Source organism: Mycobacterium sp. NGS49 (assembly GCF_059812565.1).
Window position 1 is genome coordinate 84,435 of the sequence record NZ_JCALCX010000022.1, and the last position, 20,844, is coordinate 105,278.

The window sequence follows — 20,844 nt, forward strand, 5'->3', positions numbered from 1 at the left end:
GGCGCGGCCCTACTTGTGCACTTCAGTGGCCGCAACCTGCACGAACACCCCGGTGTCTTCGGCCATCAGCAGGCCTCGACCGCGGGGCAGCGGACCGCCCTTCATCTTCCCGCGGATGAAGCCCTCGTCCGGGTCGGCATCCATGACCAGCAACGGCGCGTTGGCCTGATGCAGTGCGCGCAGCATCGGGTCACTGCCCGCCGACGACCAGCCACCGAAGGACCGTGTCACGATGACGTGCAGCCCCACGTCGGCAGCACGGTTCACGAACGGAACCACCTTGTGCAGCGGCGAATCGAACCCGGGCGGCAACTGCTGGATGTCGTCGACGATCAGGAAGATCTCCGGGCCACTCCACCACGACCGTGACAGCAGCTCCTGAGCCGACAGACCGGGCGGGGGTTCGCGTCCCGCCAGGGCCGCCGACAGTTCGCCCATCATCGCGACCACGCCGTCGAGGTTGTAGGCGAACTTCTCCATGTAGTCGGAGCCCAGCATGGTGAGCAACTGGCGTCGGGGGTCGATCAGCCACACCTGTGCCGACGGCCGTCCGGGTGGCGGCGGCGGTGCGCTGCTGGAACCCGGCGCGTACAACCGCCCGATCTCGGACATGATCGTTGCCAGCGTTGTGGTGCGCCCACATTCGCGGCGGCCGGTGATCATCAAGTGCGAATTCTCGGCGAAGTTGAGGTAGACCGGCTGCAGGTCCAATTCCGATATGGCCCAAGCGATTCCACCGGCGCCGACGCCCTGACGGGTGTCGCGTGCCGCCAGCTCCCGTACCTGCTCCACGCCGAACCGGGCCGGCAGCCGACGCACCGGCGGGGCCGCTGCGGTGGTGAGGCGGCTGACCGCCGCCACAATGCTGTCGCTCTCGAAGACATTGTTCGGTGTGCTCGAGAGCGCCGGGCGGGCCACCAGAGTGTGCAGACCGGCCTGCGGGTCGCTGTCCAACCGCACGTAGTTGACCGCGACCATGCCGCGTCCGGGCTTGACCGGAACGTCCTTGGCGAAACGGGAGCGCACCAGCTTGGCGTCTTCCACTGCCGCCAGACGCAACTCGACGCGGGAACCGAAACCGCTTCGCACCGGTGGCCGCAACTCCGACTCCCGGTCGGCGGTGACGATCACGTGCACGCCGAATGACGGGCCCTGGTTGATGATCAGGTTGACCTGGTCGATCAACACCTCGTTTTCCTCGGCCAGCGCCCGGTAGTTGTCGATGACGAGGAAGACGTCACCGAACCCGTCGTTGGGCACCGGGCCGGCCTCCCCACCGAACTTGCGCCGGCGGAACATCTCCATCGAGGCGATGCCGTATTCGAGGAAGCTGCGCTTGCGCTCGCGCACCAGCGCCAGCAGTTCGGCCACCGTTCGGCGCACACCGTACGGATCGGTGGGACCGGCCACCTCGCCGACGTGCGGCAACTGCGCCACCGTCGTCAGCGCGGTGCTGCTGTAGGCCAGGCAGTAGAACTGCACCTGTTCGGGAGTGTGGGTCAGCGCCGCGGCGCAGATCAACGTCTGCAACGCCGTGGTCTTGCCCGAACCGCCGGCGCCCAGGATCAGCACGTTGGCACCGGGGCCGGAGGTGTCCACCGTCCACGGCGGCTGGTCGTGCTTGAACGGACGGTCGATGATCCCGAGCGGGAACACCAGGTTCCGGGCCGTCCCGTAGTCCCTGTTCCAGGGGCGCCCGAGGAGACGGTTGACCAGCTCGTCGATGGCGACCGGCTCGGTGAGCGGCGGCTGCCACAACCGGTACGGCTCGAAGTTGATCTTGCGCAACTGGTCGATGATCACGGTGCCCACCTTCGGCGTCCGGATCGCTTCCTCTTCCTCGTCCTCGACGTCGTCGACCCGCCCGTTGAGCACCTCGCCGTTGCTGTAGCCGGCCACCGGCTCGACGGCCGGTCCCCCGACGCTGACTTCCATCGGCGTGAAGGAGTTGGTGAACAGTTGCGGGCGAACGTAGTCGATCGTGTTCACCAACACCGGCGCCTCCTCACCGTCGACGGAGGAGATACGCAGGTAGTCGCGCCAGAGGAACTCGGCCTGGAACCGGATGATGTCCTCCAGGCTCTTCCGGAAGTAGCCGAGACCGGCCTGGGCCGGCAGGTTCACCGCATTGGGCACACCGGCGGCCTGGGCGGCGCCGGCGGTCCGGGCCTTCAGCACCAGGCGGTAACCCATGTTCTCCATGAGCTTTTCGGCGCGACTCTCGATCGTCTGCGAGGCCATCATCAGGTGGATCCAGTAGGCACGGCCCTGCCGGCCGATGGAGTCCAGCACATCGACCGCCGTCGGCATGATCCGGAACCACTCGTAGAACTCGTCGATGACCACCACGAGCATCGGCAGCGGCGCCATGTCCTGGCCGCGGGCGCGCATCCTGAGCCGTACCGAGTTGTATTCCTTGGCGTCGTCGACCCCGGCGCTGTCGCAGATCGCCTTGCGGCGCGCGATCTCGCCCCACAACGCGTCCAGGAAACGCTCCATCAGAGCCTGGTCTTCTTCGAGGTCGGTGATGATCCGCGATACGTGCGGCACCCCGGCGAACGGCTTGACGGCCGACCCACCCTTGAGGTCGGCCAGCACGAATTGCAGCTCCTCGGGCGGGTGGGCGAGCAACAGCGATTCGATCACGGTGCGCACCAGTGTCGACTTACCGGAACCGGTGGTACCAGACATGACACCGTGCGGGCCGTCGCCGCCTTCGTCCAGCGACTTCATGTCCAGGAACAGCAATTCTCCGTTGTCGGACCGGTTACCGAACGGGACCCGCAACCGCGAGCGTCCCATCGTGTCGGTGCGACTCCCCCAGAGGTCTTCGAAGTCGATGTCCGCCGGATCGCTGATCCCGTAGTAGGACAGGATGTCGCGGGCGCCGATGTGGGCGACCCGCTGGCCGATCTCTTCGTAGGCCTCGGCCAGGCGCCACTGCGCCAGCTTCTGGGCGAATTGTTCGGCTTCCGCGGTGCTCATCTGGTCGGTCAGGGCGAAGAACCATGCCTTGTCGTCGATCACCATCCAGGTGTCGCGGTCGCGGGGCAGCGCCTCGATCACGCCGATCTTGTCGAACGCCAGCTTCCGTTCCGGGACATTCGTCCACATCTCGGAGCCGGTGAGGTCGAAGAACGTCACGCCGTCGACGCCCTCGGCGCTGATCACGTACTCCCACTGGGGGTCGTCGACGTCGGCGATGATCACGTGGTGCGGGGTCGGGGTCTGCGCCGACGAGCTCGCGTGCCGTGGCGTGAACGAACCACGGCCGGCGAATAATTCGGCCTGCTCCGCCGCGAATTCGCGAACCGAGCTGTAGACCATGCGGGCGCTGCCCGCGGCGTCGGTGCGCCGGGAGTCGCCGAAGTGCGGCAACCACTTCACCCAGTCCCACTCGTCCAGGTCGGAACTGACCACGATCAGCCGGATGTGGTCCGGACCGTGCGAGAAGGCCAGCTGACAGATGATCGCCCGCATCAGCCCGAGCACCTGCGGGCGATCGCCGACCAGCGCGTACCAGGGCTCCACCAGTACCGAGATCATCTTGGGCAGGTTGTAGACGACGCTCTGGTAACGGCCGAACTCCTGCAGCGCCTTGCCGGTCACCGGCTCGAGCTCGATGTCGGTGGGCATGTTCTGCGGCTCACCCCAGGTCACCTCGGGGCGTGTCATGCCCACCCCGACGCGGACCACGCCGAAGTTCAGGTCCTTGCCGTCAGGCTTGCGTTCCCACATCCGCTGCGTACCCACCGCTGCCGCCAGCGTGTCGGGCGCGGGGTGGAACCACCGGTAGTTGGCGTCCATGCTGTCGGCCGACTCCTGCGCGGTCTCCCGCAGCATGTCCAGCATCAGCATGAACTGGGCGCGCATGGCGTCCAGTTTCGGGCGGCTCATCTGCTGCTGACCGCCGCCGACGCCGCGGAACATCATCAGCATCATGCCGCCGACCATGAAGATCGGGAAGATCGACCCGACACCGCCGAACACGTGCGAACCGCTGGCAAAGGTCATCGCGACCATGCCGCCCAACAGGCCGATCACCACGACACCGACCACGATCAGCCACCACGGCTTGCCCTCCGGCGGCGGAATGCTCAAAGGCGTCGGGAGGACGATGTTCTCCGGCTTGATTACCGGGGGCTTCTCCGGTGTCGGCCGCGCAAATCCACGTTTCACTTCGGTACCACCAACTCTGCAGGGGTCATGTCCATCGGTAGGGTGTCGTGCTCCACCAGGGCGTCGGCGCGAGACAAGGTCGGCCCCTGCGGCAGCAGCCGCAGCGCCACCCATGGCGCCATGCTGGGCTGCAGCGTCAGACCGAGCGCTTCGCGGGCTTCCTTCGTGTCGTCCACTCCGAAGCGCGCGCCCGCATTGGTCAGCCACCATAGTGACTCGGTCGTCTGCGCGGCAGGGTTGTTGCCCGTCACGGCGACGAAGTTCGCGTAGTTGGGGCCGAAGTAAACCTGGTCGGCCTGACGGCCGGTCATGTCAGCCTTCACCAGGTTGACAACCTTATTCATTTCGTTGGCCTTGATCGGCAGCGTCGGTCCCGACAGCACCTGAACGCGGGCCCGGTTCTCACCGTCGGTTCGTTCCCACCACCAGCAGGTGGACGGGTTCTCCCGGATGTCCAGCACGTTCAGCGGGTCGTTCGGGTACGCCGACAGGTCCAACCGGTTGACCACCGGCATTTTGGCCAGCGCGGACGGTTCGACCGTCACCGGTTTGGTATTGCCCGGGCGGCCCGCGTTCTGCAAGATCTGGGCCACCAACGGCGGCAGGGTCTGCACCCCGTCGACCAAGACCAGTGAATATTGTTGAGGACCACTGATCTGCGGGGTAACGAGAATCGTCCCGACGGGACCGGGCGCACCAGGGAAGGTCGCCGCGGCTCCGGCGTTCGGCACCTCGGGAACCAACAGCTCGGGTCCGACCGGCAGGGCGTCGTACAGCGCGTGGCTCATCGGCCGCGCCTGACTGACCTGCTCGGGTGTAAGGCCCAGGGGCAGCAACACCGCGCGGTCGGTGGCGTCGATCTTCGAGCGGCGGCCCTCACGAATCACCCAGGCGTTCCCGCCATAGCTCAGCACCACCGCGTCTGACCCGTTGAGGACCCGGCGGTGTCCGCTCATGTCGGGCGTGCCGTCGATGACGGTCACCGTCACACCACCCACTGCCGGCATTCCCGAGGGGCCTGACGAGCCGCCTACCGTGTCGCACACCAGCCAGGACGAGGCCGGGGGATCCTTGGGCGCGAATTCCGTCGGGGCCCCGGGGATGCCGACCAGCGGCCCGTGGGGCATGTTGGCGATCTGGCTTCCCTTGACCAGGTGTGGGTTGTCCGGACGGCCGGTGATCAGCCGCGCCGAGGCTAGGTTCAGCGCCGGGTAAAGCCGGTCTCCCACCTTCACGTACAGTGCGCCCGAGTCGCGGTCGGCGATGATCGGTGATTCGTTGATCTGGCCGGCCGGGCTCAGGAACGAGTACAGCAGCGCGCCCAGGCAGATCACCAGGGACGCGGACACCGACGCAACGACTGCCAATGTCTGACGACGGCCCGGCTCGATCTCCATGCGGACCCGCCAGCGGGTCAATGCCATCGCGGTCCGGCGGGCCAGGAACTGATAACCGGTTACCTGGGTCCGCGTCGACAACCCGAGGCCGTAACCCGACCCCCGCTGCTGTCCGCGGCTATGTTCGGCCACGCTTGGTCACCTTTCGGTCAAAACGCCTGGATATGCAGTGCTTGTTGATTGTCAAGCGCTGATCACACTGATAACCGTAGGGCACCCGCGCAGACCTTGCCAGGTGACAACACCCGCCGAGAAGCCGCCTGGATCCGCGCGATCGATCCCCCTTGGAGTCATCGTGACTTCACTGGGCATGTTAGCTGCGAATGGTCGCGTCGGCGCGCCAAGTCGCAGACTGCTCGCCGGTGCTGACGTATTCCGGCGGATCTCGCCACCGGACGTCAGAATGTCGGGATGACCGAGCCTGCGCCCTCGCTTGCCGAACTCGCCCGCAGACTCGGCATCGCGACCAGCTACCAGGACTGGAGCGCACAGCAGGTACTCGTCTCCGAAGCCACCCTGATCGCCGTCCTGGCCGCCCTCGGCGTCTCGGCCGGCACCGAGCACGAGCGCAACGCGGCGCTGACCGCGCATCTGCGCAGGTACTGGGCCCGGTCGCTGCCACCGACCATCGTCGGGCGCGCCGGTAACCAACTGCGATTCTGGGTGCACGTGACGCACGGCGCTCCGGCCGAAGTGTGGTTGCAGCTCGAGGACGGCACTGAGCGCCGGGGCCCGGACAACGGCCCGGTGCAGGTCGACAACTTCACCCCGCCGTTCGACCTGGACGGCCGACAGGTCGGCGAGGCCAGCTTCGTGTTGCCTGCCGACCTGCCGTTGGGATACCACCGCGTGCACCTGCGCTCAGGCGACTACCGCACCAGCTCCGCCCTCATCGTCACACCGGACTGGCTGGGCCTGCCGGACAAGTTGGGCGCCCGGCGCGCCTGGGGTCTGGCCACCCAGCTGTACAGCGTGCGGTCCAGGCAGTCCTGGGGCATGGGCGACCTCACCGACCTCGGCGACCTCGCACTGTGGTCGGCCGCGGCGCACGGCGCCGATTACGTACTGGTCAATCCACTGCACGCCGCCGCTCTCCCCGGCCCCGGCGGGCGCGGTGGCCCGATCGAACCGTCGCCGTACCTGCCGACCTCGCGACGCTTCGTCAACCCGCTCTACCTGCGCGTAGAGGCCATCCCCGAATATGCCGAACTGCCGAAACGCGGCCGGGTGCGGGATCTGCGCGACCGTATCCAGCGGCGGGCCGCGCGGTTGGACACCATCGACCGCGACAGCATCTGGGCCGCCAAGTGTGCGGCGCTCAAGCTGGTCTACAGCGTTCCCAGATCAGCCGGGCGGAACCTGGCCTACGCCAACTTCCGTGCGCAGCAGGGTCGGGCCCTGGACGATTTCGCCACCTGGTGCGCGCTGGCCGACAAGCACGGCACCGATTGGTCTCGATGGCCGAAGTCGGTGCGGCACCCCGATGCCCCCGGCGTCGCCGCTTTCGCCGCCAAGAACGCGGCGTCCGTCGATTTTCACCGCTGGATGCAGTGGCAGTTGGACGAACAGCTCGCCGCGGTGCAGTCACAGGCCACCCGGGCCGGCATGGCGCTGGGTGTCATGCATGACCTGGCCGTCGGTGTGCATCCGACCGGGGCCGACGCGTGGGCCCTGCAGGACGCGCTCGCGCTGGGGGTGACCGCCGGAGCACCGCCTGACGAGTTCAATCAGCTCGGGCAGGACTGGTCGCAGCCACCGTGGCGGCCCGATCGGCTCGACGAGCTGGAGTACCGGCCGTTCCGGGCACTGATTCAGGCGGTGCTGCGCCATGCGGGCGGAGTCCGTATCGACCACATCATCGGGCTCTTCCGGCTGTGGTGGATCCCCGAGGGCAAGCCGCCGACCGAAGGCACTTATGTGCGCTACGACCACGAGGCGATGATCGGGATCGTTGCCCTGGAAGCCCAGCGGGCGGGAGCGGTGGTGGTCGGCGAGGATCTGGGCACCGTCGAACCGTGGGTGCGGGACTATTTGCTCTTGCGCGGCTTACTGGGGACGTCGATCTTGTGGTTCGAGCAGGATGACTCGACCGGCGCACCCCTTGCGGCCGAACGCTGGCGGGAGTACTGCCTGTCGTCGGTCACCACGCACGACCTGCCGCCGACCGCCGGTTACCTGTCCGGCGACCACGTCCGGCTGCGGGAATCGCTGGGGCTGCTGACCCGGCCCGTCCAGGTCGAGCGGGAAGCGGCTGCGTGCGAGCGAACGGCCTGGTTGGCCGAGCTGCGCAAAGTAGGTCTGCTCGGTGGCGAGGAGAACGATTCCGGGCAGCTGATTCTTGCCCTCTACCGTTACCTTGGCCGGACTCCGTCCCGGCTGCTCGGTGTGGCGCTTACCGACGCGGTCGGTGACCGGCGCACCCAGAACCAGCCGGGCACCACCGACGAGTATCCGAATTGGCGGGTGCCGCTGACCGGACCCGACGGCCGGCCGGTGCTGCTCGAAGAGGTGTTCACCGATCCCCGGGCCGCGACGCTGCTGGACGCGGTCCGCGACGTCACCGCCGGTGAGACGCGGTGAAACCACTGCCCGCCGACCGGGCCGCCCTCAGCGATCTGGTGCATCGATATGCCGCACTCATCGACGATCGCCAGTTCGATTCCGTGCCAACACTGTTCACCGATACCGCCGAGCTGATAGTGGCCGACCCGCCGTCCGTGCTCGAAGCGGTGCACGCGCACCGGGGCCGCAACGCCATTGCCGCGGCGGTGGCGGCCGTGGCCCGCGTCGCCCGCACCGAGCACGCAATCGTCGGCGAAGTGTATGACGAGGGCCGGCGTCCGGCCTCGGCGCTCGGTCGTGTCACCGGTATCGCGCACCACTGGAGTCAGCGCCCAGGCGACAGCGGCGGGACCGAAATCGTCGATGTCGTTTGGCATCTGCGTTACGACGACGAGTATGAGCTGACCGACGCGGGTTGGCGGATCAGCCGGCGGGCGCTGTCCGTCAACGCCATCGAAACCCGTGCGGTGCGCCGATTGCGGCCGCCCGAATAGGCCGAAATCGTTTGTTCCGAAAGCATTTCGGGTAGGCCTAGAGAAAGTCGAATCGGCCTTCGGGACGGCCGCCTGCGCCGACTGCAGAGGAGACGATGATGGCCGAGATCGCGCCCCCGCCCCGCGCCGTGGGTGAGTTGAACGACTTCGAGGATGCCGCGGAGCGCACGCCGGTACTCGTGGTCATGGCCGGGGCCATCCTGGCGTTCGTGGTCTCGATGGCGGCGTTCGCCTTCGGCCAGGTTGGCTTGGGTGTTTCACTGGCCAGCGCCGGAATGCTGGTGTTCGGTGCCGGGCTGTCGTGGTTGGGCATGGAACGCCGGCGCGTGCGGGCCGCCGAACGTGAGCTGCTGCTACCCGATTCGCGACGTCGTTGAGCCTCAGCGCAGCTGTGCGAGATTCTCCACCGATTTGTTGACGTCGGAACGGAGCACACGGGCCACCAACCGGCCCACCGGTCCGCTGAGGATTCCGCCCGAAATGTCGGCGGTGAGTTGAAAGTCCGAGCCCGGATCTCGGCGCTTGACCGCCATCGCCACGGTGATTCGGACGCCGCCGCGACCACGGCCTTTCAGTTCAATCGCGTTGGGCTCGTCGTATTGCGTGACTTCCCAATAGATGACATTGCGAAAACCCTTGACCTTGATCAGAGACGCGACACAGGTGCCTTTCTCGATGGTGGACGGCACCTCACCGCGCCAGCCGCCGAAGATGGTCATCCACTCGCCGAATCGCTCCAGATCGGAAGCCAGCTTCCACGCGGCTTCCGGCTCCACGTCCGAATTGGTCGAAACGTCTACCTTGGCCACCGCAATCGCTCCTCTGCACTCCGGTCAGTGCGGGTACATACCCGGGTTCCCGGGGAGGATAAACGCGCGGTGACGGCCGAACGCGCCATCTTGCGACTGTTTCTAATTTATACAGTCGGCATAGTGTAAATTCGCTGATCGTGAGTAAATCCATTGACACGGGTTCAGATCTACGCGTAACCGCATCCGCGCATACCCACGACACGGCCTCCGACACACCTGCGGCGAATCGGCAGCTCGGAGTGGACTATGCGAGCGAGGTGCACTCGGCCGAGGACGTCGTCGACGTGGAGGCGTACGGCGGTGGATTCGACCTCACCCGGCGTGCCACCGCCCCGCGGCTGCGGGTCGGTCGAGACAAGTGGTTCAACCTGCTCTGGCTGATCCCGATCGGCTTCGTCTTCCTGCTCGCCGGAGTGGCGATCGGCAAGGGTCTGCACCACATGCCGGCAGTGCATTCGTTCATCGAGCGGTACCCCGGCACGGCGCCATCCGGTGCCGTCGCCGGCCGGCCTGCCTGGATCGGCTGGACCCACTTCTTCAATCTCTTCATGATGGTGTTCATCATTCGTTCCGGGATTCAGATCCTGTGCGACCATCCGCGGCTGTATTTCAGCCGCAACGCCACGCCCGGCAAGGATGAGTGGTTGCGTGTCGGACCGCCCGTCCCGGACGACCCGCTGTGGACCGCCAACGCCGATACCGTTGCTCTCCCACCGCAATTCGGGCTACCAGGATTCCGTCATTCCATTGGGCTGGCGCGATGGTGGCACCTCGGTATCGACGTGTTGTGGTTGGTCAACGGCGCGGTCTTCTACGTGTTGCTGTTCGCCACGGGACAGTGGCGGCACCTCGTGCCGACAAGCTGGGACGTATTCCCCCACGCCCTGTCCGTCGCGATTCAGTACGCGTCACTGGATTGGCCCACCGACAACGGCTGGGTCGCCTACAACGGCCTGCAGTTGCTCACCTACTTCACCACCGTGTTCATCGCGGCCCCGGCAGCCCTGATCACCGGCCTGGGCATGTCGCCGGCACTGTCACAGCGGGTGCACTGGCTCAGCAAGCGTTTGAGCATCCAGCACGCCCGCTCGCTGCACTTCCTGGTCCTGGTGTACTTCCTGTTCTTCATCCTCACCCACGTCACGATGGTTTTCGCGACCGATGCGCTGCGCAACCTCAACCACATGTTCGCGGCACGCGACGACAACGGCTGGGCCGGCTTCGCCGTGTTCTGCCTGGCCATGGTGATCGTGGCGATCGGCTGGGTCGCCGCGACTCCCTTCACCATTCGGCATCCCCGCGTGGTCCAGCGGGTCGGGTACGCGCTGGTCGGGCCCTTCCAGCGAGCGCTGGAGCACCTGAACCCCAAACCCGGCGCGTTCACCGAGAAGGACATCTCCCCGTACCACTGGCGCAACGGTCGCCTGCCGGAGACCGTGGAGTACAAGGAGCTGGAGAAAAACGACTTCAAAGACTGGCGGCTGAGGGTCTACGGCCTGGTCGAGAACCCCACGGCGTTCTCGCTCGACGATCTGCGCGCGTTGCCGTACCACGACCAGATCACCCAACACTTCTGTATCCAGGCCTGGTCAGGGGTGGCCAAGTGGGGCGGGGTGTCGATGCAGACAATCATGGACATCGTCAAACCGCTACCCGAAGCGCGATGGGTGGTCTTCTACTCGATGGGCCTGGGCGCTACCGGCGGCATCTACTACAACGCACATCCGCTCGACCAGATGACGCACCACATGAGCATGCTGGCTTACAACATGAACGGCGAGCCGCTCCCCTACCTGCACGGCCGACCGCTACGGCTGCGCAACGAATTGCAGCACGGGTTCAAGCAGGTCAAATGGATCAAAGGCATCGAGTTCGTCGCGCACTACTCCGAAATCGGCAGCGGCTACGGTGGTTACAGCGAAGACCACAAGTTCTTCGGCCGGCACCAGACCCTGTAGGACAGGGTCAGGGCCGCATCTAGGTCCCCCACGCCGCAGCCACCTGGGTGGCCACGTCGATGACTTGAGCCGCTTGCGACTGCGGCGAGTCGATTTCCTCCCGGACGTACTGGGCGATGAAGCGCCGGATCTCCCCGTCGACCCCGGCAAGGATGCGCAACACTTCGCCGCGGATCGACTTGGACGAGACGTTGACGGTGATATCCGACGGCCGCGGCTTGGACACGTCCACGATGAGCAGCAATGGTTCGGCCGCACGCGCGGTGGCACGCAGGGCGATGTCGCCGGCCACCACGAACCGCTGCTTGTCCAAGCGGAGGTCCAGCAGCAGGTCGATGGACAGCGGAATGTGGATGACGAAGGTGATCAGGTCCCCGAGCTTGCGCGTCACCCGGGGCTCTTGGATCTTGACCTGTGCGCTCACCTTGGCGATCCCGCCCGGCCCTTGGGCGATCGGTTCCATGGCGAACTCACTGCCCGCTATGTCGGACAACGCGGCGGCGACCCGGTCCGGCGTTACGGCAACCTCGAAAAATCTGCGGCCGAACTCTTCGTAGCTGAGGAAGGCGTGGTTTTCCATAAGGTTTATACGGTCTCATGCCGTCTGCAAGATCGGCCGCTGATCCGCTCGAGTCGCCGAAAAATTCGGCCGGGCCCCTCATCGCGACTGTGATCTGGGCCACTACCCGGCCGGTTGTGAACAACACCACAAGCGGGCCCTTCGATTGGGTGTGTCGGGCGGTGGGCTGCCACCCTTGACGTAATTGGAGGTGTTTGGAGTCTCATGCGCGCGCACGAAATCTCTGAGCAGCGCCCGGTCGTCACCCGGCTCGAGGGGCTGCTGACCTGGCTTGGCGGCGGACACGCACGCGAGCTGGGAGAACGCCACGAGCGGTCTACGCACGCCGTCGCCGGAGCCGTGGTGGTGCTCGGGGCGGTACTGGCCTGGCTGATCGCGGCCCTGGCTGTCCGCCCCGCGGTTGCTACCGCGCCGATATGGGCCGTCGTGGCAGCAACCCTCGTCTTCGGACTGCTGGTCGGTGCGATCACTCGCGGCATCGCCGGTGGTCCGGCCAAGGGCCGGGCCGGCACCGCGGGTCGCGCGGCCGTCGCCCTCCTCATCGGAGTCGTTGTCGGTGACCTCGCCGCGCTCGTCCTGTTCTCCGGCGCGATCGACCATCGTCTTGACGAGCGGGCGCTGCGCACGGCGGACTCCGCACCGGCCGTGGCCCAGGCGGCGGCGTCTGTGCAACAGGCGCGTTCGGCACGTAGTGCGCTGGACGGCACGGTCGACCAGGCACGCGGACACCTGGACAACGCGCTGGTGATCGCCCGTTGCGAGTACAACCCGACGCCGGCCTGCCCGCAGACCAGGATCACCGGCGTGCCCGGCCGCGGGCCCGAAACCCGTACAGCGAACGAACTTCTCGCCGACGCTCAACGGGAGCTGGACACCGCGCTGGCCGCACGCGACCGGCAGGCGCCGGCGCTGGACGCCAACGTGTCGCGCGCCGAACAGGCCCTCACCCAAGCGCGACAGGCCGTGGTCGCCGACGCCGGTCGAGGGCTGGGCGCACGGTGGGTCGCGATGAACGACCTGACCCTGGCCGGTGCCGGGGCGCTGATCCTGCGGATTCTGACGATCGCATTCTTCGCACTGCTGTATCTGCTGCCGCTGATCCTGCGGACATGGCGGGGCGAAACCACCCACGACCGCCACGCCGCGGCACGCGCCGAACAAGAACGGGCCGAGTTGGAGGCCGACACGGCGATCGCGATCAAACGGGCCGAGGTCCGCCGCGAGGCGGAAATCATGTGGGCCGAACACCAACTCGCGCAGACGCGCCTTGCCATCGAGGCCCAGGCCGAGATCGACCGCGAACACCAGCGCCGTCGAGTCGTCGAGGCACTCGACGCCCCGGTGCACGCGTCATCGGAGCGTACTTTCGAGCCAGTGGAGGAAGACATGTATCTGCCGATCGCCGCCGAAGCCGAAGCCGCAAGCCGGGCGGTGGCCGAGTTGCCGGCAGCGGAGCGGGACGCGCCGGCACCGGCTACCGAGAACCTGCCGGCACCGGCTGAACCCCTGATGGCGACCGTCGAGCATTACGAAGAACCGGCCGCTTCCGGAGTGGACGCGCAGCGCGGCGCCCCGCTGATTCCCTCGATTCCGGACGCCACCAAGGCGGCCGCCAGGTGGATCCGTCCGCTGGTGCCCCCCTTCGTCGCGCGGGTAATCGACAACACCACCCAGCCGCTGCGCACTGCCCGCCAGGTATTCGAGGAAGTCGAAGAGATTGCGTTCTCGCTCAAGCGGACCCGCAAAGTGACGGTGAATTCCGAGAGTTCCGACGGCGGTGTCCAACAGCAGCACCAGCAGCAGCCACCACTGCCAGCCCCTGCTGCGGAACCCGGCGGCACCAGCGCCCACCGGATCGACTCATCGCGTGGCCGGGCGGCGCAGCCGAACTACGGCGACACCTATGGTCAGGTCGGCGGCACGGCGCAACAGGCATCGCTGGGCCAGGTGCCCGCACGGGATATGGCCGGTTTATCAGTCGGGGCAGCGGGGACCGATGCCCGGCGCGAGCTGGTCGAGCGGGAAGGTCCGCGTGAGTTGCGGTCATCCGACGGCCCCCGCCAACTGCCGCCGGGCAGGTAGGGTCACCTGGCGGCAATCCGGGCGAGTCGGCCGCAGCGTATGATCTTTCGAGGTCGGCGGCGACATAAATTGCATACGGATTGAGAACGGAACGTGGATCTATGGATCTCCTGACGGCAGCAATCGTAGGGCAGCAACTCGCATGAGGGTCAGCCTGTTTCTGGCGGACGCTGCTCAGGCTGACGTCCAGTCAGGCAAGGTCCATACCCTCGGGTTGGGCTGGCGGCAGTGTCAAACACCTACGCCGCCATTTGCTTTGGTGATGTTTCTGGACATCGACTGGGATGAGACCAACAAGCAGCACAAGCTCACTTGCCAATTGCTGGACACCGACGGTCAACCGGTGGTGGTCTCGGGCCCACAGGGTCCCCAGCGGATCCTGTTCGAGGCTGCCGCCGAGGCAGGCCGCCTGCCGGGGGCGATTCACGGCACCGCGGTCCGGATGCCACTCACCCTCAACATCCCGGCTGGGATTCCGCTGGAACCGGGCATCTACGAGTGGCGGGTCGAGGTGGACGGGTACGAGCAGGCCACCGCCGTCGAGGCATTCATCGTGTCGCCGGGTGTCATCGCCCCGCCTCCGTCCTAGTCTCGTACTCAAATGAGTTGCGCTGCAGACAGATAGCGAGCACTGCCGCTGCGAAAGCGAATCTTGTTGCGCGGGAAGTTATCTGACCGCAAGTTCCAGACGCTCCAGGCGTCGAACCAGAATGCTCGGCAACCACGGGCCGACGTCGGCGGCTTCCATATGTGATGTCCTGCCGAGCAACATGCGCAGTGCTATCTGGGCTTCCAGCCGGGCCAGCGCAGCACCGACGCAGAAGTGGGCGCCCCTGCCGAAGCTGATATGACCCTTAACTTCCGGCCGGTCGAGGCGAAACGCGTCGGGCGACTCGAATTGCGCCGGATCGCGGTTCGCCGCTCCCCACAGCAACAGAAGATGCGAATCCGCCGGCAGTTGGACACCATTCAGCGTGGTGCACTCGCGCACGTGGCGATAGTGGCCCCGAAATGGTGCCTCGTAGCGCAACGTCTCCTCGATGAACGCACCGAGCAGCGCGGGGTGGTCGCGGACACGTTGCTGTAAATCCGGTCGGGTGGCCAGAATCATTGCCGCACTTCCCAGCAAGGACGCCGTGGATTCACCGCCCGCGGCGAACAGCGTGACCATCATGACCTGAGCCGTCAGCGTGTCCAGCTCTCCGGCCGCGCAGGCGGTAGCCAGCTCACCGAGCAGGTTGTCTTGCGGATCGGCCGCGGCCCTGTCGAATTGCTCGGTGATGTAACCGCTGAGCTCCATCACCGCGACTCCGGCCGCCGACAGCTGGTCGTGGTCGACCAGCCCCTCGAGCAGTTGAGTGGCGGCGTATCCCCACTTCACCAGCTGCGCAACATCTGTATCGGGGACACCGATCAGCTCGGCTACCACCATCATCGGCAGCCGGTTGGCCAGGGCGCCCATCCATTCGATACCGCCCTCCTGTACGCCGTCGGCCCAGAGCCGGTCCGCCGTCTCGGCGGCGAACCGTTCCATCACGCGAATTCGTTTGGCGGCCAAGTACCGAACCAATTGCTTGCGGTGTACCGCGTGGGCGGGATCGTCTGCCGTGGCCAGCACGTGGGTAGGCCCGCCCAGCGGGTCCATAAAGAAGGGTTCGACTGAGCCCTGGGCCGTATAGGTCAACGTGGCGGTCAGGTTCGAGGAGAACTCCGCGGTACGACGTACGGCCTCGTTGACCGCATCCCAGCCGCACACGGCATAGAAGTCGGAGTCCGCGATGCGGTGGACGGGGCCCGCGGCCCGCATTCGTTCATAACCGGGGTACGGATCCTGCAGGCTCTCGGGACTGAAGAGGGTGATCGCATCGGTGGCGACTGTCATCACGCCAGCCTTACGGGAAGAGATCGACAAATCAACGGCGCCGGACAAGTCGAGATCTGTCGGCGTGGGCCGCCGGCCTTGCTGCGTCTCACCGCAGTCGCCGGACAAGCAACGACGGTGAGATTCAACGCTGCGCCTGTCTCACGGCAAGACACTTGTCTCCCGCTGCGACCAGACCACCTATTGCGAAACCGCGCCGATCGAACCGTCCGCGGCCGCAACAATCGAAACACGCCGCGCAAGGTACTGGCCACATCCGCGGGTATCCACACCAGGAGTGCTTCGCCGTGGGCGAGGCGGGGACTGCGGTCGAGGAAAGAGTCGCGCGTCCGAATTGCCTGCAATGCGGCTCAGCCGCGACGCGTCAAGTGGAGCCGCTCCTGAGCGCACGATTTACCGGGTGTCGCCGACCGGAATGCCATGCCTCTTCGCTCTTCGCGCTGACGACGCGTATGAGGGGTTCGAGCTCCGCCGGTGTCCGGTAGCTGCGGCCGGCATAGATTCGCGGCAGTCGAAGCCAGCAGGCGGTGAACCGGCGACGAGCTAGGCAGAACCAGCCAGTGCATCGTCAGCTTTGAAGAACGTCTTGAGGCGAATCCCACTGGCCCCCAGCAGATTTGCGGCGAATTGTCCGCGCGTGGTCGGGTAATCCGCGTTGGTGGTGACCCCACAGGAATTGGTTGCACGCTAGAAGCCCAGAACCGGTGGCTTCGCGCCTGCCCCGCCGTTGCTGCCTGCGGCACCTGCGCTGCCGCTCGCACCCGCGCCTCCGGCCGGGCTACCGGGCCCGCCCAGCCCGCCGACCATCCCGGCGCCGCCCTTGCCGCCGGCGCCGCCTGGTCCGGGAGTTGCGCCGTAGAGCGCGGTTCCCCCGCTGCCGCCCCGGCCGCCGGTCCCGCCCGTGCCGCCACGACCTCCGGCACCACCAGAAGCGACGGCGCCGACGGGTCCGGCGGGACCTTCAGGACCGGCGGGACCCCCAGCTCCGGGTGATCCGGCAGCGCCGCCCACACCGCCGGCACCACCCGGAGCACCGACGCCGCCGGCTCCGCCGCTACCGCCACTACCCGATATCTGCGCGCCACCGCCGATGCCGCCATTGCCGCCGCCACCGCCGGTACCGCCAACACCACCAGCACCCCCGGCTCCAGCTGCGCCGCCGCGTCCGTACTGTCCGCCATTACCGCCGTTGCCGCCCCCGCCGCCTGCGCCCCCGAGGCCGCCAGCAGCCCCGGCGCCGCCGTCGCCACCATCACCTCCGTTTGCGCCGAACGTGCCGCCCGGCCCACCGTTTCCGCCACTGGCGCCGGAAGCACCGGCGCCGCCAGCACCACCTACTCCCCCGACTCCTCCGGCTCCACCGTTGCCACCGAGGGCGCCGCCGTGCCCGCCATCGCCGCCTCGCCCACCTGGACCACCGGTTCCGCCAATACTTCTGGGACCACCGGCGTCACCGCCGTCACCGCCGTCACCACCGACTCCCGCTGTAGTTCCGGCACCGCCGGCGCCACCCCTGCCGCCGGGAGCACCGACCCCGCCGTTCCCACCGTCGCCCCCGGCGCCTCCGATGCTGCCGGTGCCGCCGCTGCCTCCGGCGCCACCTGGCGCGCCAGCACCACCGTCGCCGCCGTCACCACCGTTGCCGCCGGATTGACCCGTGACACCGTTGCCGCCCTTGCCGCCGACTCCGCCTGGAGCGCCGGTACCGCCGTTGCCACCATCTCCGCCGTGGGCACCGCTTCCCGACGGGGATGTAGCGCCAGCAGCACCGGCGCCACCGGCACCACCGGCTTGCCCGGCGACACCGTCGGATCCAGCGCCGCCGGCGGTACCCGCACCTCCGACGCTGCCGGATGCGGCCGCGGGTTGGGTGATGCTTTGGGTCGGGTTGATGCCGGCTGCGCCGGGTGCGCCGGCACCGCCGGCGCCGCCCGCTCCCCCGTTACCCAGTGTTTGGACGTTGCCGCCGGCGCCGCCGGCACCACCGCCGATTCCGCCACGACCGCCCGCGCCGCCGTTGCCGAACGTGGCATCGCCCCCTCGACCACCGGCCTGACCGGGCAGACCATCGCCGCCGCGGCCTCCATTGCCGCCCAGCCACCCGCCAGGCTTGCCGGGCTGACCGGGCGCCCCGTCGGCCCCGTTACCCACCAGCGGTCGGCCGGTGAGCGCCAGGGACTGCGCGTTGGCGGCGGCGTTTACCGCCCTGACCGGGCTCAAGAGAGTCTGGGCCGCCGAGTTGATCGCGGTCATCGGGTTGGTTGCCGCTGCGGCGCCCAGTGCATTGACGGCTTCAGCGCTCTGATAGAGGTTCGCGCTGGCGGTCAGAGAGCGCACGAACTGCTCATGGAACTCAGCCGCTTGCCTGCTCAACGTTTGGTACGTACGTGCATGCTGACTGAACAGCACTGCCGCGGCCTTCGATACCTCGTCCAACGCGGGAGCAGCGACCCGAGTGATGGAGGCCACCGCGACCGAATTTGCTTCTCCCAGCGTCGAGCCAACACCGGCTAAGTTGTTGGCCGCCGCAGCAAGAAACTCCGGCGCTGCGATTACATACGACATGTCGATTTCCTTTATCGGCGGGATTGGGGGCGACGCCCGACTACCGGGACTTTCGTGGCGGCCAGCATCGTGGCGTAGCGGCTGTTGTTCTCACGAGAACCTCATGAAGAAGCCCGCGAGTGCGTTTCCGGAACTGCCTACGCCGGAGAGCAAGCTGGGCAGGGCCAGGGGAAGGGTTGCGGTATTGGCCACGCCCGAGACGGCGTTGCCCAGGTTGGAGAAGCCGGACATCAGGCCCCCGAAGTTCTGATAGCCCGATCCGCCCAACAGGCCTGCAGCGTTGGAGTTGAACCAACCTGACAAGCCGGTGCCGTTGTTGCCGAACCCGGAGCTTCCGCCGGCGCCGGTGTTGAAGAAACCTGACGAGGGTGCGTGGCTCGTGTTGAGGAAGCCGGGGCCCGAAGGTATGTCGAATTCCGCCAAGATGGTTGCGGGCAAGCGGATGCTCGGCACGGTAAGCGGGGGTGTGTTGAAAGCCCCCAGGCCAATCGGCGGCAATGTCAAGGCCGGGGTGGTGAATTCGGGGACTGCGACCTGGGGCAGGGTGAACTGGCCGACCTGCAGCGGCGGCAGCGTCAGGGGCGGGGTGGTGAATTCGGGGACTGCGACCTGGGGCAGGGTGAACTGGCCGACCTGCAGCGGCGGCAGCGTCAGGGGCGGGGTGCTGAATTCGGGGACAGCGACCTGGGGCAGGGTGAACTGCCCGACCTGCAGCGGCGGCAGCGTCAGGGGCGGGGTGCTGAACTCCGGCACCGCGACCTGGGGCAGGGTGAACTGGCCGACCTGCAGCGGCGGCAGCGTCAGGGGCGGGGTGCTGAAATCGGGGACCGCGACCTGGGGCAGGGTGAACTGCCCGACCTGCAGCGGCGGCAGCGTCAGGGGCGGGGTGCTGAATTCGGGGACCGCGACCTGGGGCAGGGTGAACTGGCCGACCTGCAGCGGCGGCAGCGTCAGGGGCGGGGTGCTGAACTCGGGGACCGCGACCTGCGGCAGGGTGAACTGCCCGACCTGCAGCGGCGGCAACGTCAGGGGCGGGGTGCTGAACTCGGGCACCGCGACCTGCGGCAGGGTGAACTGCCCGACCTGCAGCGGCGGCAGCGTCAGGGGCGGGGTGCTGAACTCGGGCACCGCGACCTGCGGCAGGGTGAACTGGCCGACCTGCAGCGGCGGCAAGGTCAGGGGCGGGGTGCTGAATTCGGGGACCGCGACCTGGGGCAGGGTGAACTGGCCGACCTGCAGCGGCGGCAACGTCAGGGGCGGGGTGCTGAATTCGGGGACCGCGACCTGGGGCAGGGTGAACTGGCCGACCTGCAGCGGCGGCAGCGTCAGGGGTGGGGTGGTGTACCCCGGGAAGTCGACCTTCGGCAGCGCGAACTGCCCCACCTCCAGCGGCGGCACCGTCAAGGGCGGGGTGGTGTACCCCGGGAAATCGACCTTCGGCAACGTGAACTGCCCCACCTCCAGCGGCGGCAACGTCAAGGGCGGGGTGCTGAACTCCGGCACCGCGACCTGCGGCAACGTGAACTGCCCCACCTCCAGCGGCGGCAACGTCAAGGCCGGTGTGTTGAACTCCGGAACCGAGATCTGGGGCAACGCAAATTCCCGAATGATGATACGTTGGAAGTACAAATCCGGGGTACCGAAATCGGACACTTGGAGTCGCGGCAATTCGAATTTGATGCCGTCGATCCTGACCCCCGCGAATTTTATCTCTCCGGTTGAGAACCACGCTGGTTCTTGTACGAGGTTGCCCTGTACATTGACGTAAGCGCCTATCTGAGGCAAAATTCCGTTTTCACCCGACTGCAACGCCGCAAATGTATTGGGAAGAATTAGCTTTATGTTTTGTATGGTAAAGCCGGTGACGGTCACTCCGCCAAATTCGATGAATCCAGTCGAGGCGGTCTTGAAGCCGGGCGTGATGAAGTCTTTGACATACACCGGCGGTATGTAGATCTCGGGAAGCGCGAAGCCTCCAGGCTGCTCGCCCACCACGATGTTGGCCGGGGTGGTGAACGCCGGGATCGTCAACGAGGGCACCGTCACCGAGGGTAATTTGAAGCCACCCACCGCAATGTCGGCTGGGGTGCTGAATGGCGGAATCGTCAACGACGGCACCGTCACCGAGGGTAATTTGAAGCCACCCACCACAATGTCGGCTGGGGTGCTGAATGGCGGAATCGTCAACGAGGGCACCGTCACCGAGGGTAATTTGAAGCCGCCCACCACGATGTCGGCTGGGGTGCTGAATGGCGGGATCGTCAGCGACGGCACGGTGACCGGCGGCAGCCCGAAGCCACCCACCTGCACATTGGCCGGGGTGGTGAACGCCG

13 protein-coding genes and 1 pseudogene are annotated in these 20,844 nt (G+C 67.0%); 7 read left to right on the top strand and 7 right to left on the bottom strand.

What is annotated here, in order from left to right; all coding sequences use genetic code 11:
* Positions 1 to 9: 9 nt before the first annotated feature.
* Together eccCa and eccB are read right to left on the bottom strand one after the other, a co-directional pair.
* Positions 10 to 4,179 (bottom strand): type VII secretion protein EccCa, encoded by a 4,170-nt coding sequence (gene eccCa, locus AC5Y7D_RS21845; protein WP_499927615.1) that lies wholly within the window; start codon positions 4,177 to 4,179, stop codon positions 10 to 12.
* A complete protein-coding gene (eccB, locus tag AC5Y7D_RS21850) occupies positions 4,176 to 5,708 on the bottom strand; it encodes a type VII secretion protein EccB (RefSeq protein WP_499927617.1) in 1,533 nt (510 codons plus the stop codon). Before eccB ends, eccCa begins: the two co-directional genes overlap by 4 nt.
* A gap of 279 nt (positions 5,709 to 5,987) precedes the next feature.
* Between eccB and malQ the strand changes: the two genes are divergently transcribed.
* From malQ to AC5Y7D_RS21865, 3 genes are all read left to right on the top strand, one after another.
* Positions 5,988 to 8,156, top strand: a complete 2,169-nt coding sequence (gene malQ / locus AC5Y7D_RS21855; RefSeq protein ID WP_499927619.1) for a 4-alpha-glucanotransferase — start codon at positions 5,988 to 5,990, stop codon at positions 8,154 to 8,156.
* Positions 8,153 to 8,632 (top strand): nuclear transport factor 2 family protein, encoded by a 480-nt coding sequence (locus tag AC5Y7D_RS21860; RefSeq protein ID WP_499927621.1) that lies wholly within the window; start codon positions 8,153 to 8,155, stop codon positions 8,630 to 8,632. Before malQ ends, AC5Y7D_RS21860 begins: the two co-directional genes overlap by 4 nt.
* Positions 8,633 to 8,730: 98 nt before the next feature.
* Positions 8,731 to 9,009 carry a LapA family protein gene (locus tag AC5Y7D_RS21865; RefSeq protein WP_499927623.1) on the top strand — a complete coding sequence of 93 codons (279 nt, stop codon included), beginning with the start codon at positions 8,731 to 8,733 and terminating at the stop codon, positions 9,007 to 9,009.
* A 3-nt stretch (positions 9,010 to 9,012) separates the two neighbouring features.
* On the opposite strand, the gene AC5Y7D_RS21870 is transcribed toward AC5Y7D_RS21865, so the two are convergent.
* Complete coding sequence (locus AC5Y7D_RS21870; protein WP_499927625.1) at positions 9,013 to 9,441, bottom strand: type II toxin-antitoxin system Rv0910 family toxin; 429 nt, start codon at positions 9,439 to 9,441, stop codon at positions 9,013 to 9,015.
* 242 nt (positions 9,442 to 9,683) lie between these two features.
* Between AC5Y7D_RS21870 and AC5Y7D_RS21875 the strand changes: the two genes are divergently transcribed.
* A complete protein-coding gene (locus AC5Y7D_RS21875; protein WP_499927649.1) occupies positions 9,684 to 11,402 on the top strand; it encodes a molybdopterin-dependent oxidoreductase in 1,719 nt (572 codons plus the stop codon).
* A 19-nt stretch (positions 11,403 to 11,421) separates the two neighbouring features.
* Here the strand turns inward: AC5Y7D_RS21875 and AC5Y7D_RS21880 are convergent, their stop codons facing one another.
* On the bottom strand, positions 11,422 to 11,982 hold the full coding sequence (locus tag AC5Y7D_RS21880; RefSeq protein WP_459364610.1) for a hypothetical protein: 561 nt from the start codon (positions 11,980 to 11,982) through the stop codon (positions 11,422 to 11,424).
* Positions 11,983 to 12,186: 204 nt separating this feature from the next.
* On the opposite strand from AC5Y7D_RS21880, the gene AC5Y7D_RS21885 reads away from it, so the two are divergent.
* On the top strand, positions 12,187 to 14,064 hold the full coding sequence (locus AC5Y7D_RS21885; protein ID WP_499927628.1) for a DUF4407 domain-containing protein: 1,878 nt from the start codon (positions 12,187 to 12,189) through the stop codon (positions 14,062 to 14,064).
* 142 nt (positions 14,065 to 14,206) lie between these two features.
* The gene (locus AC5Y7D_RS21890) at positions 14,207 to 14,653 is read left to right on the top strand and encodes a DUF6941 family protein (RefSeq protein ID WP_499927630.1); all 447 of its coding nucleotides are present in this window, start codon (positions 14,207 to 14,209) and stop codon (positions 14,651 to 14,653) included.
* 78 nt (positions 14,654 to 14,731) lie between these two features.
* Here the strand turns inward: AC5Y7D_RS21890 and AC5Y7D_RS21895 are convergent, their stop codons facing one another.
* From AC5Y7D_RS21895 to AC5Y7D_RS21905, 3 genes are all read right to left on the bottom strand, one after another.
* Positions 14,732 to 15,946 carry a cytochrome P450 gene (locus AC5Y7D_RS21895; RefSeq protein ID WP_499927632.1) on the bottom strand — a complete coding sequence of 405 codons (1,215 nt, stop codon included), beginning with the start codon at positions 15,944 to 15,946 and terminating at the stop codon, positions 14,732 to 14,734.
* A gap of 687 nt (positions 15,947 to 16,633) precedes the next feature.
* Positions 16,634 to 18,511, bottom strand: a complete 1,878-nt coding sequence (locus AC5Y7D_RS21900; RefSeq protein WP_499927634.1) for a PE family protein — start codon at positions 18,509 to 18,511, stop codon at positions 16,634 to 16,636.
* 90 nt (positions 18,512 to 18,601) lie between these two features.
* The gene (locus tag AC5Y7D_RS21905; protein WP_499927636.1) at positions 18,602 to 20,104 is read right to left on the bottom strand and encodes a hypothetical protein; all 1,503 of its coding nucleotides are present in this window, start codon (positions 20,102 to 20,104) and stop codon (positions 18,602 to 18,604) included.
* 415 nt (positions 20,105 to 20,519) lie between these two features.
* Here AC5Y7D_RS21905 and AC5Y7D_RS21910 point away from each other — a divergent pair.
* Positions 20,520 to 20,844, top strand: a pseudogene (locus tag AC5Y7D_RS21910) (hypothetical protein); the annotation flags it as partial.

Excerpts from the sequence above, each read along its gene's own strand:
- malQ (WP_499927619.1), top strand. The coding sequence starts at position 5,988 with ATGACCGAGCCTGCGCCCTCGCTTGCCGAACTCGCCCGCAGACTCGGC.
- AC5Y7D_RS21865 (WP_499927623.1), top strand. The coding sequence starts at position 8,731 with ATGGCCGAGATCGCGCCCCCGCCCCGCGCCGTGGGTGAGTTGAACGAC.
- AC5Y7D_RS21880 (WP_459364610.1), bottom strand. The coding sequence starts at position 11,982 with ATGGAAAACCACGCCTTCCTCAGCTACGAAGAGTTCGGCCGCAGATTT.
- AC5Y7D_RS21885 (WP_499927628.1), top strand. The coding sequence starts at position 12,187 with ATGCGCGCGCACGAAATCTCTGAGCAGCGCCCGGTCGTCACCCGGCTC.
- AC5Y7D_RS21890 (WP_499927630.1), top strand. The coding sequence starts at position 14,207 with ATGAGGGTCAGCCTGTTTCTGGCGGACGCTGCTCAGGCTGACGTCCAG.
- AC5Y7D_RS21895 (WP_499927632.1), bottom strand. The coding sequence starts at position 15,946 with ATGACAGTCGCCACCGATGCGATCACCCTCTTCAGTCCCGAGAGCCTG.
- AC5Y7D_RS21900 (WP_499927634.1), bottom strand. The coding sequence starts at position 18,511 with ATGTCGTATGTAATCGCAGCGCCGGAGTTTCTTGCTGCGGCGGCCAAC.